The sequence below is a fragment of the Streptococcus sp. CL8.13 genome (assembly GCF_049737895.1).
Genome location: NZ_JBKOTT010000122.1, coordinates 1 through 1,972 on the forward strand (window position 1 = coordinate 1; position 1,972 = coordinate 1,972).

General features: G+C 39.2%; 2 protein-coding genes. Both read left to right on the forward strand.

Annotation, left to right across the window (positions count from 1 at the left end):
• Nucleotides 1–109: 109 nt before the first annotated feature.
• Nucleotides 110–379 (forward strand): 30S ribosomal protein S15, encoded by a 270-nt coding sequence (gene rpsO / locus ACLNCN_RS04480; RefSeq protein WP_001018251.1) that lies wholly within the window; start codon nucleotides 110–112, stop codon nucleotides 377–379.
• 618 nt (nucleotides 380–997) lie between these two features.
• Nucleotides 998–1,618, forward strand: coding sequence for a CadD family cadmium resistance transporter (locus tag ACLNCN_RS04485; protein ID WP_000531714.1), 621 nt, complete (start codon nucleotides 998–1,000; stop codon nucleotides 1,616–1,618).
• Nucleotides 1,619–1,972: the final 354 nt, after the last annotated feature.

Here is a 1,972-nt window from a genome sequence, read left to right on the forward strand (position 1 = left end):
AGTTAGTTATTGGTAGAATAGGGATTGTCGTAAAGACAAATAACTTCTTCTTGGTTACAGGCATGCCAACCTGTCACTCGGATGAAGCCAAATAAAAAGGAGAAACATCATGGCAATCTCAAAAGAGAAAAAAAATGAAATCATCGCACAATATGCACGTCACGAAGGTGATACAGGTTCAGTAGAGGTTCAAGTTGCTGTCCTTACTTGGGAAATCAACCACCTTAACGAACACATCAAACAACACAAAAAAGACCACGCTACTTACCGTGGATTGATGAAAAAAATCGGTCGCCGTCGTAACTTGCTTGCATACTTGCGTAAAAACGACGTTAACCGTTACCGTGAGTTGATCAACTCTCTAGGACTTCGTCGCTAATTCAAGATACAAAGGCCGTCAAAAGCACAAAGCAAAAATAGGAAAATTGACGAAGAAACTTTAGTTTTTAGGAAATTTTATCTTTTTTGCCAAGTGCTTAGGCCGTGTTCAATTGAGCATATCTTGATAATGAAGCTACTCTAAAATGGGTAGCTTTTTTGTATGGATTTTAGCCCGGGCTCAAATCAGCTCTCTGACTTCAGAGGGCTTTTTTATTGAGGTTTTATCGGTCACAATTTTGGAGACTACAAAAACTGAGTAACCCACCTTAATAGCGGATTGTGTGTTTTATCGGTCACAATTTTGGAGACTACAAAAACCTCAAATGGTATCAGCTAATTACACCATAAGGGTGCGTAGCTACTCGGCTTGAAAAGCCGAGTAGCTGTCTGCAAGCCCCTTCGGAGAGCCCACACTTTACGAAGTAAAGTATAGTATGTTATACTTTACATGGAAGTAGTCACCGAATTCCAGTTAGAAATTACTTTGTAACTACGTTTTGAGGAGGAGTAAAATGCTTTCCTATGTTCGACATTACCCACTAGCGATAGCTAAATTAATGTGTCTGTGCTCTCCTAAAATCTGCTGATTTATTACTGACTAATACAGGAGGTTTTTATGGGACAGACAATCATATCTGCTATTGGTGTTTATATTTCCACCAGTATCGATTATTTAATTATTTTATTTATTTTATTTGCACAGCTATCACAGAATAAACAAAAATGGCATATTTATGCGGGGCAATATCTAGGCACAGGCTTACTTGTAGGGGCGAGTTTAGTTGCTGCTTATGTCGTTAATTTCGTGCCTGAAGAATGGATGGTTGGATTGCTTGGTTTAATCCCTATCTATTTAGGGATTCGCTTTGCAATTGTTGGAGAAGGTGAGGAAGAAGAGGAAGAAGAGGAAGAAATTATTGAAAGATTAGAACAAAGCAAGGCAAATCAACTGTTTTGGACAGTTACATTGCTGACAATTGCGTCTGGCGGAGATAATTTAGGTATCTATATACCTTATTTTGCTTCGTTAGATTGGTCACAGACCCTCGTGGCCTTGCTTGTGTTTGTAATCGGCATAATTATCTTATGCGAGATTAGTCGGGTGTTATCCTCTATTCCGTTAATATTCGAGACAATTGAAAAATACGAGCGAATCATTGTGCCCGTAGTATTCATTCTACTTGGACTATACATCATGTATGAAAATGGCACGATAGAGACTTTTCTGACCGTGTAGATTTTTTTGTTTCACTAGGATTTTATCCCGAGCTCAAATTGGCTCTCTGATTTTCAGAGGGCTTTTTATGTTGTCACTTTACCTCGATATACTCAAGTATAATCTTCGGTTACGATTATTAGCACTGTAAGACCAACTATATTTATTTTTCTCATCTTGTTCCATTGTTGAAAATATGGTATACTTTTCATGAGAATTTTCTAAATTTTTAAGATTCTATCAAAGGAGGTTTGCATGCTTTCCAAATTTTCTGGAAGCCGACAGGACCTGCAATTTGTGTTGCTTTTAGGTGTCCCGCTAGATACTTTATCACCCCCCCCCCCCCCCCCCCCCCCCCCCCCCCCCCCCCCCCCC